12 protein-coding genes are annotated in these 17,034 nt (G+C 65.6%); 4 read left to right on the top strand and 8 right to left on the bottom strand.

Annotated elements, in window-relative coordinates:
* Positions 1-4 precede the first annotated feature (4 nt).
* The 7 genes from ACTHNZ_RS02050 to ACTHNZ_RS02080 form a co-directional block, all read right to left on the bottom strand.
* Positions 5-958 (bottom strand): GDP-L-fucose synthase family protein, encoded by a 954-nt coding sequence (locus tag ACTHNZ_RS02050; protein WP_440540830.1) that lies wholly within the window; start codon positions 956-958, stop codon positions 5-7.
* A 54-nt stretch (positions 959-1,012) separates the two neighbouring features.
* A complete protein-coding gene (gene gmd, locus ACTHNZ_RS02055; protein ID WP_440540823.1) occupies positions 1,013-2,140 on the bottom strand; it encodes a GDP-mannose 4,6-dehydratase in 1,128 nt (375 codons plus the stop codon).
* A 28-nt stretch (positions 2,141-2,168) separates the two neighbouring features.
* Positions 2,169-4,412, bottom strand: a complete 2,244-nt coding sequence (locus tag ACTHNZ_RS02060; protein WP_440540824.1) for a polysaccharide biosynthesis tyrosine autokinase — start codon at positions 4,410-4,412, stop codon at positions 2,169-2,171.
* 80 nt (positions 4,413-4,492) lie between these two features.
* Positions 4,493-5,641 (bottom strand): polysaccharide biosynthesis/export family protein, encoded by a 1,149-nt coding sequence (locus tag ACTHNZ_RS02065; protein ID WP_440540825.1) that lies wholly within the window; start codon positions 5,639-5,641, stop codon positions 4,493-4,495.
* Between the two features lie 54 nt (positions 5,642-5,695).
* The gene (locus ACTHNZ_RS02070; RefSeq protein WP_440540826.1) at positions 5,696-7,093 is read right to left on the bottom strand and encodes an undecaprenyl-phosphate glucose phosphotransferase; all 1,398 of its coding nucleotides are present in this window, start codon (positions 7,091-7,093) and stop codon (positions 5,696-5,698) included.
* 35 nt (positions 7,094-7,128) lie between these two features.
* Complete coding sequence (locus tag ACTHNZ_RS02075; RefSeq protein WP_440540831.1) at positions 7,129-8,628, bottom strand: mannose-1-phosphate guanylyltransferase/mannose-6-phosphate isomerase; 1,500 nt, start codon at positions 8,626-8,628, stop codon at positions 7,129-7,131.
* A 62-nt stretch (positions 8,629-8,690) separates the two neighbouring features.
* Positions 8,691-9,695: a GlxA family transcriptional regulator gene (locus ACTHNZ_RS02080; protein ID WP_440540832.1), complete on the bottom strand. Its 1,005-nt coding sequence runs from the start codon at positions 9,693-9,695 to the stop codon at positions 8,691-8,693.
* 1,083 nt (positions 9,696-10,778) lie between these two features.
* On the opposite strand from ACTHNZ_RS02080, the gene ACTHNZ_RS02085 reads away from it, so the two are divergent.
* From ACTHNZ_RS02085 to ACTHNZ_RS02095, 3 genes are all read left to right on the top strand, one after another.
* Positions 10,779-12,800: a hypothetical protein gene (locus ACTHNZ_RS02085; protein ID WP_440540827.1), complete on the top strand. Its 2,022-nt coding sequence runs from the start codon at positions 10,779-10,781 to the stop codon at positions 12,798-12,800.
* Between the two features lie 219 nt (positions 12,801-13,019).
* Positions 13,020-15,107 (top strand): hypothetical protein, encoded by a 2,088-nt coding sequence (locus ACTHNZ_RS02090; protein ID WP_440540828.1) that lies wholly within the window; start codon positions 13,020-13,022, stop codon positions 15,105-15,107.
* Between the two features lie 139 nt (positions 15,108-15,246).
* The gene (locus ACTHNZ_RS02095) at positions 15,247-16,395 is read left to right on the top strand and encodes a helix-turn-helix domain-containing protein (RefSeq protein ID WP_440540829.1); all 1,149 of its coding nucleotides are present in this window, start codon (positions 15,247-15,249) and stop codon (positions 16,393-16,395) included.
* A 126-nt stretch (positions 16,396-16,521) separates the two neighbouring features.
* On the opposite strand, the gene ACTHNZ_RS02100 is transcribed toward ACTHNZ_RS02095, so the two are convergent.
* Positions 16,522-16,836, bottom strand: coding sequence for a PAAR domain-containing protein (locus tag ACTHNZ_RS02100; protein ID WP_440540833.1), 315 nt, complete (start codon positions 16,834-16,836; stop codon positions 16,522-16,524).
* On the opposite strand from ACTHNZ_RS02100, the gene ACTHNZ_RS02105 reads away from it, so the two are divergent.
* A partial coding sequence (locus ACTHNZ_RS02105) for a hypothetical protein (protein WP_440540834.1) occupies positions 16,724-17,034 on the top strand: 311 nt, incomplete at its 3' end. The genes ACTHNZ_RS02100 and ACTHNZ_RS02105 overlap by 113 nt on opposite strands.

Here is a 17,034-nt window from a genome sequence, read left to right on the forward strand (position 1 = left end):
TCTCTCACCCGTTCGAAGCCGCACCGAGCGCGCGATGCTGCGCGGCATAGTGCGCGTAGACGGCGCGCAGCCCGTCGCCAAGCCCGACCGTGGCGCGCCAGCCCCGCTGCGCGAGCCGCGATACGTCGAGCAGCTTGCGCGGGGTGCCGTCGGGTTTCAGTCGATCGAAAATCAATTCGCCGTCGAAGCCGACGACGTCCGCGATCATCTGCGCGAGCTCGTATATCGTCAGGTCGATGCCGACACCCACGTTGTAGATGCCGTCGTTCAAATCGTGTTCGAGCACGAAGCGCGTCGCGCTCGCGAGGTCGTCGACGTGCATGAACTCGCGGCGCGGCACACCGGTCCCCCAAATCGTCAGGGCTTGCGCGTTCGAGAGCTTCGCTTCGTGCGCCTTGCGAATCAGCGCGGGCAGCACGTGACTGCCGGCGGGGTCGTAGTTGTCGTTCGGGCCGTAGAGATTCGTCGGCATCAACGCGACGTAGCGCGTGCCGTATTGGCGGTTGTACGCCTCGCACAGCTTGAGTCCCGCGATCTTCGCGATCGCATAAAGCTCGTTGGTCGGCTCGAGCGAGCCGCTCATCAAATACGATTCGCGGATCGGCTGCGGGCACAGCTTCGGATAGATGCACGACGAGCCGTAGAACACGAGCCGCTCGACACCCGCGCGATAAGCGGCGTCGATCACGTTCGTCTCGATCGCGAGGTTCTCGTAGATGAACGTCGCGGGCTTCGTCGAATTGGCGAGGATGCCGCCGACGCGCGCAGCCGCGAGCAGCACCACATCGATCCGCTCCTCGGCGAAAAAGGCCCGCACCGCATGCTGATCGGTCAAATCGAGCAAGTCGTGCGCTCGCGTGACGAGATTGCGATAGCCGTGCGCCTCGAACTCGCGCACGAGCGCCGAGCCCACCATGCCGCGATGCCCTGCGATGTAGATGCGTGACTGCGGATTCATAGTCCCCCCGCTTTGCGTGGCGGCCGTCGTCGGTGGTCGGTGGTCGGTCATTCGTCACTCGTGATGCTCGAGCGTCTTGAAGCCGGCCATCGTCACCAGCGCATCGCGTCGCGCGATCTGATAATCGGCCAACGCCATCTCTCGCACCAGTGCCGTGAAAGGCGTGCGCGGCTCCCAACCGAGCTTCTCGCGCGCTTTCGAGCAATCGCCGAGCAACGTTTCGACTTCGGTCGGGCGGAAATAGCGCGGATCGACGCGCACGATGACGTCACCGGGCGATACCCGCGTCTCGCGGCTTTTCACTTGTTCGACGAAACCGACTTCATCGAGCCCCCTGCCCTCGAAACCGATCGTCATGCCGAGTTCGAGCGCCGCGTGCTGAACGAATTCGCGCACGCTGTATTGCTCGCCCGTCGCGATGACGAAATCGTCGGGCGCCGCCTGCTGCAGCATCAGCCATTGCATCTCGACGTAATCGCGCGCATGCCCCCAGTCTCGCAGCGCCGACAAGTTGCCGAGATAAAGTTCGCGCTGCAACCCGACGGCAATACGTGCCAGCGCGCGCGTAATCTTGCGCGTCACGAACGTTTCGCCGCGCACGGGCGATTCATGGTTGAAGAGGATGCCGTTGCAGGCGTACAAGCCATACGCCTCGCGGTAGTTGACCGTGGTCCAATAAGCGAATAGCTTCGCCACCGCGTAGGGGCTGCGCGGATAGAACGGCGTGCTCTCGCGCTGCGGCGATTCCCGCACCAAACCGTAGAGCTCGGAGGTCGACGCCTGATAGAACCGCGTCTGCTCGTGGCGGCCCAGCATGCGGATCGCTTCGAGGATGCGCAGCGCGCCGAGGCCGTCGGCATTGGCCGTGTACTCGGGTTCGTCGAACGAAACGGCGACATGGCTCTGTGCCGCCAAGTTGTAGATTTCGTCGGGCTCGACGTTCTGAATCACGCGCACGAGGCTCGTCGAATCCGTCAGATCGCCGTAATGCAGATGCAACTGCCTGTCCGCATCGCCGACCTCATGCGGGTCGTGATAGAGATGATCGATGCGATCCGTGTTGAAGAGCGACGTGCGGCGCTTCAAGCCATGCACCTCATAGCCCTTGTCGAGCAGCAACTCGGCGAGATACGCCCCGTCCTGCCCCGTCACGCCCGTGATCAATGCCACTTTGCGCTTCATGTTCCGATCCTCGTGTGGGTCGTCGTAGTCATTCGGCGATGCTGTCGTAGCCGTAGTACCCGCCTTTGTACGAGCCGCCGAGCATCGGCGTCGCGGGCGGTACGTCGGTCAGCAGCACGCCCTTCAGATTCACGCCGCCCGTCTCGAGCCGCTTGGCCGTCTCCGCGATCTCGCCGATCGGATGCTTGCCGTAGCGCACGACGACGAGCGCCGTGCCCGCGTATTTGCCGATCAGCGTCGAATCGGTCACGGCGAGCACGGGCGGCGTGTCGATGATGACGAGGTCGTAGCCGCGCGCGAGCGCGTGCAGTACGTCGCCGAAGCGGTCGCTCATCAAGAGCTCGGAGGGATGCGTCGGCAGCGCGCCCTTGGTCAGCACGTCGAGCCCGGGCAGCACGTCGCGCTGAATCGAGGCCTGCACGTCGGCGCCGAGCAGCACGTCGGACAATCCCGGTTGATGGCGCACGCCGAAGTGGGAATGCACTTCGCCGCGCCGCATGTCGCCGTCGATGACGAGCACGCGCTTGCCGGCCGATGCGACGAGCGCCGCGAGATTGACCGATAGGAACGACTTGCCCGCATCGGGGCGCGAGCCCGTCAGCATGACGATGTTGTTCGGCGCTTGATCGAGCGAAAGCTGCAGCGTCGTGCGCAGGCTGCGCACGCCTTCCACGGCGATATCCTGCGGCGATTGCGCGGCCAGCACGTGCAATCCTCGTCGGCGCATCATCACGTTCTGCTGCAGCCGCAACTGCAAGCCGCTGCGCGGCACCACGGCGAACACGGGCACGCCGAGCGCGCTTTCGATTTCTTCGGCCCGTTCGACGCCGCCGTAAAGCGATTTGCGCACGAATGCCGCGACGATGCCGATGAATAGACCGCCCCCGAACGCGATCAGGATGATCAGGAAGCGCTTGGGCCAGATCGGCGTGTCGGGCGTCTCGGCGAAATCGACCACGCGCACGTTGCCGACCTGCCCCGCCTTCGCCACGCGCAACTGCTGCGCGCTGTTGAGCAGGTTCGTGTAAAGCTCGGTATCGACGCGCACGTCGCGCAGCAAGCGCAGCGCCGTCTGCTCGGTGTCGGGCAGCTCGGCCACGCTCTTGGCCATTTCCGACTGCGCGCCCCTGAGCTGCGCGATTTGCGCGTCGAGTGCCGCAACGGCGGGATGGCTCGAGGTGAAGCGCTGCGAAAGATCGGCGCGCTGCCGTTCGAGATCGGCGAGCTTCGTTTTGTTGTCGACGACTTGCTGCAACAGCAGCCGGCTCTCCTCGCTCAGATCGACGGTGCCGTGCGCATTGCGGAACGCGTTGTAGCGCTGCTCGGCGGCATCGAGCTCCCGGCGCAACTGCGGCAGTTGTTCGTCGAGGAACGCGAGCGTATGCTCGGCTTCGGCCGAGCGGCGGTCCACGTCCTGCTTGATGAAGTACCGTGCGATGCCGTTGACGACGTCGGCCGTCAGCGACGGATTCGCCCCTTGCAAGGTCAGCGCGATGACGCCCGATTGCAGCGCCGTCTCTTTGACGCTCAGCTCTTTTTGCAACCGCTCCACCGTATCGAGCGTCGAGGTGCGCGTCAAATCGAACCGCGTGCCGGGGCGGCCCGTCAGCCGATCGACGCGCACGCGCACGGGGCCGGCCGCGGTCGAACCCGCGACGTCCTCGCCGACACGGCCGCTCGCAATCGCGATGCCGTCGGGGTCGCTCAACGTGAAAGTACCGTCGGCGTCCTTCCTCAGCGTGAACGCCTTGCCGAACAGCGCACTCGGCGTCTCCATGCGCGAGACCTCGATCTGCTCGTTGCCCCAGGCGAACCCGCCGAGATCCGTGAACGCGGGCATGGTGAAGCCGAACTTGCCCGTCGTCAGCGCGGTCAGGAAGTAGCCCGCGACCGGCAGCGTGTGCGGCTGTGCGTCGATGTCGAGATGCAGATCGCGGACGGTGGCCTCGGTCACGAGCCGGGACTTGAGCAGTTCGATCTGGGCGGCGGTCGTCGCCTTGGTCTCGAACATGCGCGAGAGCGGTTCGATCCTCTGGCGCAGATCATCGGCGCCGCCGTTGCCGGCGTTCGGCATCTCCTCTACCTGAATGATCGCATCGGCCTTGTAGACGGGCCGCGCAAGGAACGCGTAGGCCGAGCCGAGCGCCGTCACGATCAGCGCAATCGTGGCGATGAGCCGCCAATTCGCCGCCATCGCCTGCAGATAGTCGGCAAGGCGCAATTCGTCGCCGGGCGCGAAGTCGGTGTAGCGATGCTCTAAATGGGTTGCCATGGTCGTCGCTCGCATCGTTTGCGCGCTGCCGCGCCGTGCAGGAGCCGCGATGCTCCGCACGGGCGGTGCGCGCCGGTTGGTCACTTCGTGACGATCGCAGCCGTCAGGCCCGCGTTGATCGCCGGCAGGAATAGGCTCAGGACCCGGTTGAATTTCACGAGCGCCCCGTTATCGACGTAGACGACGTCCTTCGGCTGCAGCTCGAACTGATTTGCAAGCACCATCGAAACGGGTGATGTCGCATCGAGGTGATAGATTTGCGGGTCGCTGCTCGTCGAGCCGCGGATGACGAACAGCTGCTTCGCCTCGGCCGTTCCGGGGTTCAAGCTGCCCGCCTGCGACAGTGCCTCGGCTAGCGTGAGCCGGCCGTCGCGCATCGGCATGACGGTCGCGGGCTTGTTCACTTCGCCCATGACGTAGACACCGTTTTCGTCGCGCGAGCCGACGTGCACCATGTCGCCGGGCCGCAGCACGATCTCCGATGGGCTGTGCCCGCCCCGCTCTAGCTCGACGAAGCTGATCGGGTAGCGCTTACCGTCGCGCACGAGCGTGACGCGGCTCTGATCCGCGGCGGCCGTGAATCCGCCCGCGCGGCCGATCGCTTCCGTCAGCGTCATCGGGATGTCGTTGATCTGGACGGAGCCGGGCTTGCCGACGTCGCCGTCGATGAAGACCTCCGTGGCGCGGAACGACGCGACCCGCACCGTCACTTCGGGGCCTTTGAACACCTTGCTGATGCGCGAAACGATCTTGCGCTGAATCTGCGCGACGCTGTCGCCGGCGACGTGCACGGTGCCCGCATAGGGAAACTGAACGTTGCCCTGCTCGTCGACGACGAAGCCCGGGGCAGCGTCGTCGGTGCGTGTGCTCGGCGTGGGCTGCCCGAGCGCGGCGGCAAGCTCGGGGTGATCCCAGACCGTGATCTGCAGCACGTCGCCAGGGCCGACGCGATAAGGCGTGGGCGTGCCGAACAGCGCCAGCGTCGGTCCCGAGATCGGATGCTGCGCGGCCTGATCGTTCATCGTCCGAATCAGCTTCAGGTTGATGTCGGTAATCGGCACCTGAACGTTCCGGGCCGGCTCGGCGCTGTACTCGCCGCCCGTCTCGGCGACCGTCGGCGGCGTCACCATGCGCTGGCCCGGCACGATCGAGCAAGCGGAAAGCGCGGCGATACAATTAAGGACTACTAACGAGAACAGACTGCGAACGCGCAGGATCGGGGCAGACATGGTGTCCTCCGTGCCGGTTATTCGTGGCTTAGTGCGTGGCTTGGTTTTTGACCGCTAATAGGCGTTGCCGTGGACGAACCCCTTCACGATCGTCGCCGCGATGATGCGCATGTCGAGACCGAACGACCAGTTTCCGAGGTAGTACAAATCGTGCTCGACGCGCCGCTCCATTTTCTCGAGGCGGTCGGTCTCGCCGCGATAGCCGTTGATCTGTGCCCATCCCGTGATGCCCGGCTTGATCCGGTAGCGATGGATGTAGCCGGCCACGAGCTTGCGGTAGAGATCGTCGTGCTCGAGCGCATGCGGCCGCGGGCCGACCACCGACATGTCGCCGCACAGCACGTTGAAGAACTGCGGCAGCTCGTCGAGACTCGTATGCCGCAAGAACGCGCCGAGCTTCGTCACGCGCGGGTCGTTCCGCACGGCCTGGTGCAGCACGCCGGGTGCTTCGCGGTGCACGCGCATCGAGCGGAACTTGTACATCGTGAACACGCGTCCGTCGGCGCCCTTGCGCTTTTGCTTGAAGAAGACGGGGCCCGGCGAGGACAGCTTCACGGCTACCGCGATCGCGAGCAGGATCGGCGCGAGCCCGATCAGCGCCCAGGCAGCGAAGACACGATCGAAGATGGCCTTCACGAGCAACGCGCTCGGCGATAGCGGCGATGCGACGAGATTGATGGCCGGCACCCCGAGCAAGTCGATGACGCCGCCGCTCTCGAACAATGCGAGCGAGCGCACGTCCGGCATGAACCGGATGTTGACGAGATCGTCGCGAAACTCGCCGACGACGCGCAAAATCGTGCGCTCCTCCTGCAGCGGCAACGCAAGCCAAACTTCGTGCAGGTCTTGCTCGCGCACGCAGCGCGCGAACGCCGCCATATCGTAAAAGCGCCGGGGATGGACACCGGCAAACGCTTCGGCGAGCGCAGGCTCATGCCCGCTCGGGACATACACGGCCGCCGCACGAAAGCCCGTGGCCGGCGCGTCTTCGATCCGCCGCAGCATGGCCTCGGCGTGGGAGCCCGCGCCGACGATCGCAACCTGATGCAAGTTGATGCCGGCATGCCGCAAGCGCGCAAGCACGCCATGCGCGGCGAGCCGATAGGCGATCAAAAGCGCAGCCGCGAGCGCAACCCAGTAGATGAACCACAGCCGCGAGACGCGGTCGATCTCGTGTAGCGAGAACATGGCCGTCAACGCGCACGCCTGCACGACGAGCCACGCGAGCGCGACCTGGCCGGCCAGCATGCGCTTCGCCCGGCCGCGCCAGGAATCGTAGACGCCGAAGGCAGGAAACAGCACAAGCACGCAGGCGGCGGTCAATGCGACGAACAATGCGATGAAGTCGTGCGACCCCGCATCGGCAAAGCGAATTTTCGATGCGAGCGTCGCCGCCGCGAGCACGATCGCGATGTCGGCGAGCCGCGCCAAGAAACCCTGAATCTCTCGCATCTGCATTCTCCGAAACGAGGGGCAGCACGTGCCCATCACGGACCTGTCCTATCGCTCGCACCGCAACGGCCGTAGTTGTCTTCGAAGCGCACGATGTCGTCTTCGCCGAGATAGGCGCCCGACTGCACTTCGATGATTTCGAGCGGCACCTTGCCGGGATTGCCGAGCCGATGCCGCACGCCGAGCGGAATGAACGCCGATTCGTTCTCGCTCAGCAAGAACTCGTCGTCCCCGCGCGTCACGAGCGCCGTGCCGCGCACGACGACCCAATGCTCGGCTCGGTGGTGATGCATCTGCAGGGACAGACGCGCGCCCGGCGCAACGACGATGCGCTTGACCTGAAAGCGGTCACCGTGATCGATCGAATCGTAAAAGCCCCACGGGCGCCGCACCTTGCGGTGCGTCTCGGCCTCGGGCGCGTGCTCGGCCTTGATGCGCGCGACGAGCCCCTTGACGCATTGCACCTGCGCGCGGTCCGCCACGAGCACCGCATCGGGCGTTTCCACGACGACCACGTTCGTCGTGCCGACGCAGGCGACGAGGCGGCTCTCGGCGTGAACGAACGTCGAAGTGGCACCCTCGAGCACGACGCGCCCGCGCGCGACGTTGCCGTCGGTGTCCTTCTTCAACGCATCCCAAACGGCGTCCCACGAGCCGAGGTCGGACCAGCCCGCATCGAGCGGCACGACGACACCCGGGCACGGCGCGTCGGGGGAGCCCATGCGCTCCATCACCGCATAGTCGATCGAATCGGCCGGCGCCCGCTCGAACGCGGCCGCCGCCGGATCGAAGCGCTCGCCGCACGCGGCGCCTTCCGCCACTGCCGCGTCGCAGGCGGCATGCATCTCGGGGCGAATACGCCGCACGGCGTCGAGCCAGACCGAAGCGCGCATCACGAAGATGCCGCTGTTCCACCAGTAGATGCCGCTCGCGACGTATTGCCGAGCCAGTTCCGCGGGCGGCTTTTCGACGAAACGGCCGATCGCGTGGGCGCCCTCGCCGAGCGGCTCGCCGATGCGTACATAGCCGAAGCCCGTGTCCGCGCGAGTGGGCGGCACGCCCAGCGTCGCAATCGCGCCGCGCTGCGCATGCCGGGCCGCCAAATGAACGGCGCGCTGCAGGGCCGGGACGTCCGCGATCGCATGGTCGGCGGGCATCACGACGAGGATCGCGTCGCTGCCGCCGCGGCAGGTGAGCGCGGCGGCCAGCGTCAATGCGGGAGCCGTATCGCGGCGCGCGGGCTCGACGATCAGATGCGGCGTCACGCCACTCGCGCGCAACTGTTCGTCGATCATGAAGGCGTGCTCGTCGCCGCAGACGACGAGCGGCGCATCGGCCAAGTCCCAGTCGCCGGGAAAGCCGGCCATGCGGCGCACCGTGGCTTGCAGCAGCGAATCGGTGCCGATCACGTCGATCAGTTGCTTGGGATAATGCTCGCGCGACATCGGCCATAACCGCGTGCCCGAGCCCCCGGCCAGCACGACGGGCACCAAGCGCCTGCAGGATGCCGCGGCGGGACGCGGCCGCACGGCCATGCTGCCCACCGAGCGGGCGAGATCGAATCGTCGCGGATCGAATCGCATGATCGGCATCCTCTTCAACCACCGGTTCCGCGACGGCTTTGCATGCGGAATTCCGTCGGCGAAATCATCATCCGCTTCCGAAAAATCTTCGCGAGACGATCGCCGTTGCCCATGCCGCTGCGGCGTGCGATCTTATCGACGGGCAGTTCCGAATCGATCAGGAGGCTGCAGGTAATGGCCAGGCGCGCCTGCAGCAAATAATCCGACGGCGTCATGCCGAGCTCGAGCTTGAAGCGGCGCAGGAAATTGCGCTCGCTCATGGCGGCTACCTGCGCCGCGTCGGCGATCGAAATCGGCCGCTCGCAGTTCTCCTGCAGCCAGCGCGCCGCCGCACGAATCTTTTCCCCCGCGCTGGCCGCGCCGCCGTCTCCGAGCAGCGGCACGAAGCGCGCGCTCGATCCTGGCATCAAGCGCTCCGCAATGCCGCGCGCGACGTCGAGGCCCAGGTCGCGCTTGACCATCGAGAGCGCGCCTTTCAGCGGTTCGAGCCGCTCGTCCGCATCGAGCGATTCGTCGTCTCGAGCCTGATTCGATTGACGCAGATAGGAGCCGAAGTGATAGGCCTTGCCGAGACCGCCCATGCCGGCCGCCTCGAGCAACACGCTGCCCTCGCCGATCGAGCGGATGTTGGCCGTCTTCGTCTGCACACGGCGCAGCCAGCCGATCAGCCGCTCGTCGCTCGCAGCCGCCCGCGCGCCCTTGCCGCCCGCGATGAACAGCGCGTCGAAGCCCGTGTAATGGCGCGCATCGAGGCCATCGGTCCAGACGCGCACCGACGAGGCGCAACGCACGTTGCCGCCGTCGGCCGACAGAAATGCGATGTCGTAGGCCGGGGTACGCTGGGTCAGCGCCGAGGCCAGTTCGTTGGCGACGTGGAAGACCTCGGCGACAAGACCGGCGCCGAGCAGCGAAAAGCCGTCGAACAGCACGATCGCGACGTGCCGCGTCGCGCTCGGCGCGTTTTCCGCGCTGGCGCGCCACCATCCCATGAGTGCGGGTTCGGTACTCGCGTAAGGCATGACGTATCCCTCATGAATCATCGGCGGCATGGCTCGAATCCTCTCGCAGTGCAGTGCATCGTAGGCAGTGCCGGTAAGCGTTGCCGATACCGTGACGTAATTCGGCGACATCTTGTCGGATTGAATCCAACGCATACTCGCCACCGCTTTAGCCGATGTTTACAGCCTGTCGCCCATGCCAGGGCAAATCGGACAAATCGATACGAAAACCGTCTCTTTCACTCGGCATTTAGCCGAAAAACGCCAAGCCGCCTCGGCAAAACCCATGCCGGGCACACGCATGCTCGACGCTGAAACTCCTCGCTTCGCTTGAGGTGGCCAACCTGATGCTAGAAAGATGCCGGCTTCGAACGAGCCGGTCTGGGCGAAGCGCGCAATCGCCCGCTCGCCCAGCGTTCGCGCCGGTTTCGCCCTGGACTAGCGGCTGCCGTTTGCGTGCGAACGCACAGAGGGGACGATACGGGTTATCCCGATGCCGGTGTGTTATTGAGGCCACATTGGCCGACAGATAATGACGGGGACTTGGCGGATCGGGCAGCGATCGCGACCGCCTTCATCTTTTCCGTCGATGGAATATTCATTGCAATAAATGCGCGCGATGTTTCATCGGCGATTCATTTTCCGATTACGCGAATCAAGCAATCGCCGATTCATTTTTTATGAAGCATCTCATTGCCTTTTTTTCATCCAATGTTCATGCGAGATGCAGCAATGTCCGACGTGCGCGAGACGGCCGTTGCGCGGCAACGCAACATTGCGCCCGCGCCGGACGGGGCACGGCGGTGTCCGTCCACCGCACGCCGCCGCACGAAACCGCGTCGCTGCAACCGGTAACGGTTACTGCTCGGCAAGAGCACCCATCCCCTTCATTCGTCGGCCGATATAAGGTAGCGCGACCCTACGCGGCCATGTGCTTCGAACGTCGAACGTAAAAATCCGCCAGCGCACGCTGCGCAAATCGACTAGATCGAGCGCTCCAAAATCCGCCGCAAAACTTGTAGTCTCGCTGCTCCCGCCTCGCGATTCGTGTGACGCTTGGATTCATTAGACCAAGCGTGTACCGGCGCCCCATACGACCGACCGATGATACGCAACCTCATTTTTCACGCTCGCCCTGCGGGCCTGCACCGCTGCGCGGCCGTTGCCATTGTTTCGCTCGCGACTGCCTGCGGCGGCGGAGGCAACACGGGCGGCAGCAGTAGCGCGAGCGCCGCAGCCGGCAGTGGTCCCACCACGCAGAACGCGGCCATTTCAGGGCAATCGAGCGCCACGCCGATCGTCGCGGCCGGCGGCGAGGCGTTGACGTGCGGCCAGCCCTCGGCACCCGCGAGCGCCGCCGGCACCGGCGCGGCGATCGAGGCCGATACGCCGGGCAGCGACGGCACGCGCACGTTCGCGCTGAGGAGCGCGTTCGAACTGGCCATCACGACGCGCGCCGCGCGAAACGACACCGTATCGTGGCAGGTGCTCGACGATTGGAACGTCGTGCGCGCAAGCGGCCGCTTTCCCGTTGGCCCCGCCGCCCAGACGGTGACGCTGCGCTGCTCGTCGACGCTCGCGGGGTACTTCTCGGTATCGGCCTCGCTCGCCGCGGCGGGCGCTTCATTGGCCTCGCAGGGCACGCGCCCGGGCGGCATGGCGACGTTCGGCGTGCGTCCCGACGTATCGGCCGTATTGCCGGCCGTTGCCTATGCGCATGAAGATCAGCACCGCTTCGGCGGCCAGGGCACCGATTATCTGCAGCCGGGCCAAACGTGCTGCAGCGGCGACGGCTATCGCCCGCTCGACACGGACTTGGGCTTGTCGTGGGCCAACGACACGCGCAACTGGTACGTCGAAGAGCCCAACGGGCCGAACACCTTCGTCCCAGGCGCGAACACGCTCGCACCGTACTTCAAGCAGGGCGACATCATGCGGCTCATCCAGCTCGACGGCATCCCGGGCTGGGCCAGCCCCACGGGCGTGCAAACGGAAGGGCATGCGCCGGCGTCGGAAGCGGCCTTTCAGAACTATGCGAGCCGCGTCGGCACCGACTCGGCGCAGATCCGGGCCGCTTACTTTCCGAATCAGGCGAACGACTACTACCAGATCACCTGGGAACCCGACGGCGGCGGCCCCACCCAATGGGCCGACACGGACGCGAACTTCGTCGCCATGTATCGGGCCGCGTACAACGGCTTGCATTCGACCGATCCCAAAGCCGTCGTGATGGGCGTAACCGCAGCGATGGTGCGTTCGAACAACGCGTGGCTCAAGCGGCTCGCGCCGCTCGGCCTCGCGCAGTATCTCGACGGCCTGACGATTCACGGCTACTACGATGCCGGCACGTCGCCCTCGCATCCGCCCGAACGCCTGGCAACCGATCCCGATCCGGCCACGGCCGCGAACGCACTGCCCGCGTCGATGCGCGAATTGCGCGGGACGATGACGAGCCTGCTTCGCCCCGGCGCCAAGCTGTTCGTCACCGAAACGGGGATCAGCTACGACGCGGGCACGTCCTACGGACCGAACTATCCGACGCCGAACGTGCTGTTCGCGCACGGCGCCGTCGTCGCGCGCACGCAGTTGATCTTGCTCGGTGAAGGCGCCGACATGAGCTACGTCTTCTATTCGTCGGACACGCCCGATTCGCCGCCCGGCTACGGCATGTTCTTCGATCTGAACGATGCGAACGGCACCTACGGCGCCAGCAACATCAGCCCGAAACCGGCTGCGATGGAAATCGCCGCCATGACGCGCATCGTCGACGGCACGACGACGCTCGGCTATCTGAACGGCGTACCGGCAGGCGTCTACGGCTACGCGTTCCAAAAGCTGGGCGGCGGCAAAGTCGTGACCGCGCTATGGACGCACGACAACGCACACTGGAGTGCGGCGTCGGGCTTCAGCACGACCTACAGCGTGCCCTATGCGCTGCAGGTCGATGACGCGGGGACGTCGGGGCACGTGACGGTGCTCGACGCGATGGGCAATGCCGCGACGCTGCCTTATCGCGACGGCAGAATCGAACTGACGCTCAGCGAATCGCCGATCTACGTCGTCTCGACGAACGCCTCCGTGATGAAAGCGCACGTCACCGCACCGGCGGGCTACGTCGGCCAATGACCGCGGCGCGGCTCAGGATGAACGAGCGCGCAGCCTATCCATTGGCTTGGCTTGGCTTGGCTTGGCTTGCCGTGTCGTGTCGTACCGTGTCGGCGACGCGCTCTTGCCGTTTCGCGCCGGTTGGTTCGATCGGCCACGGACATCGTGAACACAGCGTGATGAAGTCGAGGGCCTGCTGACCTATGCAACCCGGGGCCGCTTGTCGGCCCGGGTCGACTCATGCCCGACGCTCCCGCCGCCGCCCGCGCACACGACGAACCCGGCCCCCGCCGTGCGTCGTGTGCGGCCCATGCGCGAAGCCACGCACGAACCGCGAAGGCGAGCCGAGCGCGCCGATGGCTGACCATCGGCACAATCCCGCTGATCTGCGTCTCGCTCGCGGCTTGCGGACGCACCGACCCCCATACGGGAAGTGCCGACGCGCCGTCGTCGGACGCTGCTGCCGCCTCGGCGCTCGTCGTCGTGCCGCCCACGGCGGGGACGCTGAACTGCGCCGCTTCCGCCGCGATGGCAGCGAATCGCGCCGATCCGCCCGCGCACGTCCCCAACGAGGGCATCGTTGCCGACACGCCGAGCAGCGACGGCACGCGCCTCTTTGCGCTCGGTGCCCCGATCACCGTGATGATCGCCACGCAAACGCCGAAGGCCGATGTCGTCGAATGGCAGATACGCGACGCCTGGAACGTCGTTCGCGCCGCGGGGCGCATGAACGTGCAGGCCGGGGCGCAGACGTTCGCCTTGCGCTGCACGTCGTCGCGCGCCGGCTACTTCGCGCTGCTCGCCTCGCTCGTTCACGGTGGCCAGCGACTGCTCCGGCGCGGCACGCGGCCGAGCGGCATCGCGACGTTCGGCGTGTTGCCCGACGTATCGGCCGCGCTGCCGCCCGTATCGTATGCACACCAGGATCAGCATCGATTCGGCGGCCAGGGCGCGAATTATCTGCGGGCGGGCGAGCGCTGCTGCGAAGGAGACGGCTATCACCCGCTCTACGGCGTGCTCGGGTTGTCCTGGGCCAACGACACGCGCAACTGGTACATCGAGGAGCCCGAGCGTCCGGATACGTTCAAGCCGGGCCCCGCCACGCTCGCGTCGTATTTCAGGCCCGGCGACATCATGCGGCTGATCCAGCTCGACGGCATTCCCGGATGGGCAAGCCCCACGGGCGCGCCGACACACAGCTACGCGCCGCTATCGGACACGGCCTACCGAAGCTATCTGAGCCGCGTCGGCATCGATTCGGCGCGCATCCGCGCCGCGTATTTTCCGAATCAATCGAACGATTACTACCAAGTCACCTGGGAGCCCGACTATGACGGCGGGCTACCATGGCGCGACACCGATGCTCATTTCGTCGACTTGTACCGCGCGACCTACGAGGCGCTTCACGCAGCCGACCCGCGTGCGATCGTGATGGGTCCGACCAATGCCTCCGTGCGCGAAAACCTGCGTTGGCTCGAGCGCCTCACGCCGCTCGGCATCGGCCGCTACCTCGACGGTCTGACGATTCACGGCTACTACGACGCCGGCACCTCGCCTTCGCACCCACCGGAACGGCTCGCCACCGATCCCGATCCGGCCAAGGCGGCGAATGCATTGCCGGCGTCGATGCGTGCGTTGCGCGCTTGGATGACGCATCATCTGCCGCGTGGTGCCAAGCTATTCGCGACGGAAACGGGAATCAGCTATGACGTAGGCAGCCAATACGGCACGGATTTCCCCACGCAAAACGTCCTGTTCGCGCAAAGTGCCGTCGTGGCACGCACGCATCTGATCCTGCTCGGCGAAGGGGCCGATATGACGTATGTGTTCTATTCGTCGGACATACCCGAATCACCTGCGGGATACGGGTTGTTCTTCGATCTCGAACATGCGAACGGCGCCTATGGGGCGAGCGACATCAGCCCCAAGCCCGCGGCGATGGTCGTCTGCGCGATGACGCGCATCGTCGATGGCACGACGACGCTCGGCCGCCTTGGCAATACGCCGGCCGGCATCTATGGCTATGCGTTCCAACGGCTGAACGGCGGCAAAGTCGTCACGGCGCTGTGGACACACGACAACGCGCATTGGAACGCGGCTGCGGGATACAGCGCGACGTACAGCGTACCCTACGCGCTGCAAGTCGATGCAAACGGAACGTCGGGGCGCGTCACCGTGCTCGATGCGATGGGCAATGCGGCCGAACTGGCCTACCGCAACGGCCGCGTCGCGCTGGCATTGAGCGAATCGCCGATCTACGTCGTCTCCACGAACGCCGCGATCGCGAAGGCGAACGTCATCGCGCCCGCCGGCTCACTCGTCCACTAAACCGTCTATCGAAGCGATTCGACAACATCTCGCGTTTTTCCGACTCGCTTGCAGCGAGCGCGCCGCTCGCGCATACCATGCGACGCATTAGGCTCGCGCCGCGCTTGCGCTGCGAGCAGCCCGCCTTGCCCGCCCTCCCATGGCCCAGCGCATCGCTATCCTCATCTTCGATGGCTTTTCTCTCGTCGAAGCGAGTTCCATCGCGGAAGTGTTCCGGCTCGCCGACGACGTCGAAGGCGAGCGCCTGCGCGTGGAGCCCGCGCCCGGCCCCTCGATACCGCCGGCGAGCGGCTTGCCGATGCTCGGCGAGTCTGGCGAGTCTGGCGGATCGGGCGCGGGCGCGCCCGCGAGCATGAGCCCGATGCCGGGCTCCTCGAAGCCGGCGCCCGGTGCACCGGAAGCGGCTCAACGCTACTCGCTGGTCGTCGTCTCGAGCACGGGCGGCAGCATCCCGAGCAGCGCCACGATGCGCGTTTGGTCCGACAATCTCGATGCCTACGTGGCCGCGGGCTTGCATGCGCTCTTCATTCCCAGCGGACGCAGCGCCGCACGGCTCGCGGCGGACGAATCGTTCCTGCGTCGCCTGCGCGCACTCATGGAGCGCACCGACGTGGTCAAGGCGATCGGGGACGGTGCCGCGATTCTCGCTGCCGCAACGGTGAACGTGCCGGGTGGCGCCGCATCGAGTGCATCGGGCGCGGGCCAAGGATACGGTGCTTCGAGTGCGACTTCCACGGCCTTCACTCAGGCCGGCTCCCATGCACCGCAAGCGGCACCGTACATGGAGCGCTCCGTTGCGCTGGACGATCCGCTCGGCCCGGTGGCCGTTGCGCTATCGATCGTGAAGCGTGATCGTGGTGCTCCGGCGGCGCGCGCGGTCGCCGACCGGGTGGCGCCGGGAACACGCCGCCGGCTCGGCGCCGTGCTCGGCGAACTCGACGACGGGGGCGCGCGCGAGAAGATCGATACTGCCGCGCGCTGGATCCTCGAAAACTACGGCCAACCGATCTCGGTGGCCAAGGCCGCCGAGGTTGCGGCGATGAGCGAACGCAGTTTCTTGCGGCGCTTCAAATCGCAGATCGGCATCACGCCGTCGGAGTATTTGCTGCGGGCACGGCTCGACGCGAGCTGCACGCTGCTCGTCGGCACGGATCTGCCCGTGGATAAGATCGCGCGCCGCTGCGGCATCGGCAGCGGCGACGGATTGGCCAAGATGTTCCGCAAACGGCTTTCTATTTCGCCGACCGAATATCGAATCGCGGAGCGGCGGCGAGCGCAGGGGCGTTGAATACCGTTGGTGCGGGCCGCCTTCTGCGCGAGCCAACGGGCCTCATGGATCTGTGATGGAACATCAAGACTCGATTGACATCGCACAACCGGTCCGACAATAGAGCGGCCATATAGCAGCTGTATCTTAGCCAGTCGAGCATCCAGCGTCCGATCCAGCCTTGACGTGGTTTTTACCGCATGGGCACTGCACGGGGTCGTTGTCCTGCACACTGGCTCGCCCGTCTTCGTCCATGTCCGTGCCGGTCCCTTGGATTGGGTGCTCGCCAGGGCAATTGCCACAAGTAGCCATCTCTCCATCGAGTGCGATACGTCGATCCCCGTCGAACATGGTCGATGCTGTTGCGATGACCTTCCCACCCGTAGTGGTCGGATCGCCGTGGCAGACAGATGCTTTACTCATAAAGGTGAATCCGAAGATCGTATTTTCGCCAGGCAACATGATCTGCACGCTTAGCTTAACAAACGGGCACTCACACCGAAGCTGCTCGGCCATTTTACGAGTGCGGCGAGCAAAATCGATCGCCGCACCCCTGCCCCCAAAACACATGCGGCAAAGGATGCTGATATTTAACACCCTTTTGATTGCACAAAGCTTCCATGCTCAACATAAAAAGTCCCGCTTGCTACCAAGCAAGGT

This window comes from Trinickia sp., assembly GCF_051953955.1.
Classification (GTDB): Bacteria; Pseudomonadota; Gammaproteobacteria; order Burkholderiales; family Burkholderiaceae; genus Trinickia.

Excerpts from the sequence above, each read along its gene's own strand:
- ACTHNZ_RS02050 (WP_440540830.1), bottom strand. The coding sequence starts at position 958 with ATGAATCCGCAGTCACGCATCTACATCGCAGGGCATCGCGGCATGGTG.
- gmd (WP_440540823.1), bottom strand. The coding sequence starts at position 2,140 with ATGAAGCGCAAAGTGGCATTGATCACGGGCGTGACGGGGCAGGACGGG.
- ACTHNZ_RS02060 (WP_440540824.1), bottom strand. The coding sequence starts at position 4,412 with ATGGCAACCCATTTAGAGCATCGCTACACCGACTTCGCGCCCGGCGAC.
- ACTHNZ_RS02065 (WP_440540825.1), bottom strand. The coding sequence starts at position 5,641 with ATGTCTGCCCCGATCCTGCGCGTTCGCAGTCTGTTCTCGTTAGTAGTC.
- ACTHNZ_RS02070 (WP_440540826.1), bottom strand. The coding sequence starts at position 7,093 with ATGCGAGAGATTCAGGGTTTCTTGGCGCGGCTCGCCGACATCGCGATC.
- ACTHNZ_RS02075 (WP_440540831.1), bottom strand. The coding sequence starts at position 8,628 with ATGGCCGTGCGGCCGCGTCCCGCCGCGGCATCCTGCAGGCGCTTGGTG.
- ACTHNZ_RS02080 (WP_440540832.1), bottom strand. The coding sequence starts at position 9,695 with ATGCCTTACGCGAGTACCGAACCCGCACTCATGGGATGGTGGCGCGCC.
- ACTHNZ_RS02085 (WP_440540827.1), top strand. The coding sequence starts at position 10,779 with ATGATACGCAACCTCATTTTTCACGCTCGCCCTGCGGGCCTGCACCGC.
- ACTHNZ_RS02090 (WP_440540828.1), top strand. The coding sequence starts at position 13,020 with ATGCCCGACGCTCCCGCCGCCGCCCGCGCACACGACGAACCCGGCCCC.
- ACTHNZ_RS02095 (WP_440540829.1), top strand. The coding sequence starts at position 15,247 with ATGGCCCAGCGCATCGCTATCCTCATCTTCGATGGCTTTTCTCTCGTC.
- ACTHNZ_RS02100 (WP_440540833.1), bottom strand. The coding sequence starts at position 16,836 with ATGTTGCCTGGCGAAAATACGATCTTCGGATTCACCTTTATGAGTAAA.